The organism is Rhizobacter sp. P1_G5, from assembly GCF_056405435.1.
Genome location: NZ_JBFUCB010000496.1, coordinates 1 through 4,613 on the forward strand (window position 1 = coordinate 1; position 4,613 = coordinate 4,613).

The following is a 4,613-nucleotide window of genomic DNA, read 5'->3' on the forward strand; positions in this document are numbered from 1 at the left end:
CGAGATCAGCGTCTGCAGCGCTCCCACCATCTCGGCCGCGATGACGATCGTGTCGACCGCCTTGTGCGGCTGCGCCGCATGCCCGCCGGTGCCGCGCACGATGATGTCGAAGCGGTTGCTCGACGCCATCGTCGGCCCCTTGCGGAACGCGAAATGCCCCGCCTCGAAGCCCGGCATGTTGTGGATGCCGTAGATCTCCTCGCACGGGAAGCGGTCGAACAGGCCGTCGTCCATCATCGCCTTGGCGCCAGCGTTGCCGCCCTCCTCCGCCGGCTGGAAGATGAAGTTCACAGTGCCTTCGAAATCGCGGTGCGTGGCCAGGTAGTGCGCCGCGCCCAGCAGCATCGCGGTGTGCCCGTCATGCCCACAGCCGTGCATGCGCCCCGGTTCCTTCGAGGCATGCAGGAAGCGGTTGTGCTCCGGCATCGGCAGCGCGTCCATGTCGGCGCGCAGGCCGATCGCGCGCTCGCCGGGGCCGCGCGTGCCGTGCAGCACGCCCACCACGCCGGTCTGGCCGAGCCCGCGGTGCACCTCGATGCCCCACGCCGCCAGGCGCTCGGCCACCAGGTCGGAGGTGCGCGTCTCCTTGAAGGCCAGTTCGGGGTGCGCGTGGATGTCGCGGCGCAGCGCGGTGAACTCGGCGTGCTTGTCTTCGATCTCGGCGATGAGCGTCATGTGACCTGGTCCTTCACGTAGTCGGCAATCTCACGGGAGACGGCGCTGAGCGCAGCCTGCAAGGCGGTGAAGCCGGCACTGCGCTCGCGCGTCGTCTCGTTCATGTAGAGCCCGCGGTGGATCTCCACCTGCAGGCTGTGGCGGCGCTCGGCCGGCCGGCCGAGCCGGGCGATCAGCGCCACGCCCTTGAACGGGTCGTTCAGCGCCACGCTGAAGCCGCGCCGGCGCAGCGCCTCGGCCACCAGCGCGGTGAACTCGGGCGCCGCGGTGCTGCCGTCGCGATCGCCCAGCACGAAATCGGCCAGCGGATGGTCGCTCTGGATCTGCAGGCCTTCATACGAATCGGCGGGCATCGAGTGCAGGTTCAGGTGCCACACCGCGCCGAAGCGCGCATGCGCCGCCTCGATCTGCTCGCGCATCGCGGCATGGTACGGCGCGTGGTACGCATCGATGCGCCGCTGCACCTCGGCCACCGGCAGCTTGCGGGCGTAGATCGGCCACTTGCCGCTCTTGCCCGCATCGCGCCAGATCAGGCCGATGCCCAGGCGCGTCTTCTCGCTCGGGCGCAGCGGCGTCGGCCACGGCTCGGCCAGCATCCCGGGGTCGATGTCGTCGATGTCGCGGTTCGGGTCGATGTAGGCGCGCGGGAAATTCGCCGCGAGCAGCGTGGCACCGACCGACGGCAGCGCCTGCCACAGCACGTGCACGTCGGTGTCCTCGGCGCCGCGCAGCTGCTCGAAGGGCACGACGTGGCCGAAGTCGTCGGGGTACTGCACGCCGCTGTGCGGCGAATCGCAGATGAGCGGCACCGCGTCACCTTCGGGCAGGCGCAGCGTGAAGGGCGGGATGGATTCAGTCATGGCGCGGGATCGTTGAGGTGGCATGCGCTGGTGTGGCCAGGCTGCAGTGGGCGCAGCACCGGTGCCTCGACCTGGCAGCGCGGCATCGCATGCGGGCAGCGCGGATGGAAGGCGCAACCCGGGGGAGGCGCCAGCGGCGATGGCAATTCCCCCTGGATGGGCAGGTACGCGCGGCGGGTGGTGTCCAGCCTCGGCAGCTCGGCCAGCAGCGCCTGCGTGTAGGGGTGGTTCGGCGCGCTGAAGATCGTCTCGGTCGTCGCCACCTCGACGATGCGGCCCAGGTACATGATCACGACGCGGTCCGACACGTGCCCCACCACGCCCAGGTTGTGGCTGATGAAGAGGTAGGTCAGCTCGAACTCGCGGCGCAGCGCGAGGAACAGGTTCAGCACCTGCGCCTGGATCGACACGTCGAGCGCCGCCACCGCCTCGTCGCAGACGATCAGCCGCGGCTTCAGCGYGAGCGCACGCGCGATGCCGATGCGCTGGCGCTGCCCGCCCGAGAACTGGTGCGGATAGCGCTGCGCGTAGCCGGGGTCGAGCCCCACCTGGCGCATCAAGCCCTCGACGTACTCGGCCTTCTGCGATGCCTTCACGAGCCCGTGCACCACCGGCGCCTCGCCGACGATGTCCATCACCCGCATGCGCGGGTTCAGCGAGGCCATCGGGTTCTGGAAGATCATCTGCACGCCCAGCCCCCAGGCGCGGCGCTCGGCGGCGTCCATCGCGGCCACCGGCTTGCCGAGGAAGCTGACGCTGCCCTCGGTCGGCGGCGYGATGCCGGCGATCACGCGGCCCAGCGTCGACTTGCCGCAGCCGGATTCGCCGACCACGCCGATCACCTCGCCAGGCCGGATCTCGAGGTCGACGCCGGCCACCGCCTGCACCACCGACGCGCGGTGGCCGGCCCCCAGCAGGTTGGCGATGCGTCCGGCCAGGTCGATGTCCTGCACGAAGCGCTTGGAGACGCCGCGCAGCTGCAGCAGCGGCGCRGTCGTGCTCACGGAGGCGGGTTCGAGAACGGTGGTGTCCATGCGGTGTTCAGGCCGGCTCGGGCGTCAGCATGTTCCAGCAGCGCACCGTCTTGCCTGCGGGGCCGGGCGCGGCCTGCGGCACCGCGAGGCAGGCGTCGCTCGCGTGGCCGCAGCGCGGCCTGAAGGCGCAGCCCTGCGGCAGGTTCAGCAGCGAGGGCGTCATGCCGGGGATCTGCCGCAGCAGCGTGCCGTGCGTGGCGCGCGTCGGGATCGAATCGATCAGGCCGCGCGTGTACGGGTGCGACGGATTGCCGATCACGTCGGCCGTCGCGCCGCTCTCGACGATGCGCCCGGCATACATCACCGCGATGCGGTCGGCCAGGCCGGACACCACCGCCAGGTCGTGCGTGATCCACATCATCGCAGTACCGGTCTCGCGGCACAGCTTCTGCACCTCGTACAGGATCTGCGCCTGGATCGTCACGTCGAGCGCGGTCGTCGGCTCGTCGGCGATCAGCAGTTTCGGGCGGTTCAGCAGCGCGATCGCAATCGCCACGCGCTGGCGCATGCCGCCCGAGAGCTGGTGCGGATAGGCCTTCAGGCGCTCGCCGGGCKACGGGATGCCGACCATCGCGAGCGCGTCGCGGGCCCGGGCGAGCGCGGCCTGCGCACTCACCTTCTCGTGCGCATGGATCGCCTCGACCATCTGCGTGTCGACGCGCAGCACCGGGTTCAGCGTCATCATCGGATCCTGGAAGATCATCGCGATCTCCTTGCCGCGCAGCGCCTGCAGCCGGCGCTCCGGCGCGCCCACCAACTCCTCATCGAGGTAGCGGATGTGGCCGCCGACGATGCGCCCGGGCGGATCGATCAGCCCGAGGATCGAGAAGCCGGTGATGCTCTTGCCCGAGCCCGATTCGCCGACCAGGCCGAGCACCTCGCCGGCCTCGATGCGCAGGTCGACGCCGTCGACCGCCTTCACCACGCCGCCGTGCGTGAAGAAGTGGGTCTGCAGGCCCTGGACGTCGAGGACGGTCATGGTGGAGGGAATCGTCAATGTGCGTTGCGCGGGTTCAGGATGTCGCGCAGGTGGTCGCCCACCAGGTTGATGCCGACGATCGCCAGCGCCAGCGCGATGCCGGGGAAGAACGAGATCCAGTAGTTGCCCGACAGCAGGAACTCGTAGCCGTTGGCGATCAGCATGCCGAGCGAGGGTTCGGTCACCGGCACGCCGACGCCGAGGAAGGACAGCGTCGACTCCAGCGCGATGGCATGCGCCAGGTCGATGGTGGCGATCACGATCAGCGGCGGCAGGCAGTTGGGCAGCATATGGCGCAGCAGCACGCGCGGCCAGCCGAGCGACATGCATTGCGCCGCCTCGATGTATTCCTTTGCGCGCTCCACCAGCGCGGCACCGCGCGCGGCCCGCGCGAAATAGGCCCATTGCACGATGACGAGCGCGAGGATCACCTTGTCGACGCCCTTGCCGAGGATGGCCAGCAGGATCAGCGCGACCAGGATCGCCGGGAACGACAGCTGGATGTCGACGATGCGCATCAGCAGCGCATCGATCCACCCGCCGAAGTAGGCCGCCGCCAGCCCGACCGCGCTGCCGATGGCCAGCGCCGCCGCGACCGAGACGCCGCCCACCAGCAGGCTGGTGCGCAGCCCGTAGAGGATGGCCGACAGCAGGTCGCGGGCCTGGCCGTCGGTGCCCAGCCAGTAGGTCATCGTGCCGGCGGCGTCGCGGCTGCCGGGCGGCAGCTTCGAGTCGAAGATGTCGAGCTTGCCGATGTCGTACGGGTTCTGCGGCGCGATCCACGGCGCGAACACGGCGGCGAACAGCGCCAGCGCCAGCAAGGCCAGGCCGAACAGCGCCAGGCGGTCGGCCATGAACTCGCGGCGCAGGCGCTGCCATGGCGTTTCGGGCGGTGGCAGGAGAGCCGAGGGCAAGGTGTCGGCCGTCATGCCTTGGCTCCCTGCAACCGCACGCGCGGGTCGAGCACCGAGTAGAGAACGTCCACCAGCAGGTTCAGCATCACGAGGAAGAACACGATCAGGATCAGGTAGGCGACGACCACCGGCCGGTCGAGCGTGATGATCG

5 protein-coding genes and 1 pseudogene are annotated in these 4,613 nt (G+C 70.0%); all 6 read right to left on the reverse strand.

Annotation, left to right across the window (positions count from 1 at the left end):
* On the reverse strand, positions 1 to 675 hold a 675-nt coding region (locus AC1D12_RS25380; RefSeq protein ID WP_477843673.1), incomplete at its 3' end, for an amidohydrolase.
* Positions 672 to 1,535: an N-formylglutamate amidohydrolase gene (locus AC1D12_RS25385; RefSeq protein WP_465114728.1), complete on the reverse strand. Its 864-nt coding sequence runs from the start codon at positions 1,533 to 1,535 to the stop codon at positions 672 to 674. The genes AC1D12_RS25385 and AC1D12_RS25380, both read right to left, overlap by 4 nt.
* Positions 1,532 to 2,569 carry an ABC transporter ATP-binding protein gene (locus tag AC1D12_RS25390; protein WP_477843675.1) on the reverse strand — a complete coding sequence of 346 codons (1,038 nt, stop codon included), beginning with the start codon at positions 2,567 to 2,569 and terminating at the stop codon, positions 1,532 to 1,534. Before AC1D12_RS25390 ends, AC1D12_RS25385 begins: the two co-directional genes overlap by 4 nt.
* 7 nt (positions 2,570 to 2,576) lie before the next feature.
* A complete protein-coding gene (locus tag AC1D12_RS25395; protein WP_477843677.1) occupies positions 2,577 to 3,548 on the reverse strand; it encodes an ABC transporter ATP-binding protein in 972 nt (323 codons plus the stop codon).
* A 14-nt stretch (positions 3,549 to 3,562) separates the two neighbouring features.
* Positions 3,563 to 4,477 carry an ABC transporter permease gene (locus AC1D12_RS25400; protein WP_047509504.1) on the reverse strand — a complete coding sequence of 305 codons (915 nt, stop codon included), beginning with the start codon at positions 4,475 to 4,477 and terminating at the stop codon, positions 3,563 to 3,565.
* Positions 4,474 to 4,613: pseudogene (locus AC1D12_RS25405) on the reverse strand (ABC transporter permease); the annotation flags it as partial. The pseudogene AC1D12_RS25405 and the gene AC1D12_RS25400, both read right to left, overlap by 4 nt.

Excerpts from the sequence above, each read along its gene's own strand:
- AC1D12_RS25385 (WP_465114728.1), bottom strand. The coding sequence starts at position 1,535 with ATGACTGAATCCATCCCGCCCTTCACGCTGCGCCTGCCCGAAGGTGAC.
- AC1D12_RS25400 (WP_047509504.1), bottom strand. The coding sequence starts at position 4,477 with ATGACGGCCGACACCTTGCCCTCGGCTCTCCTGCCACCGCCCGAAACG.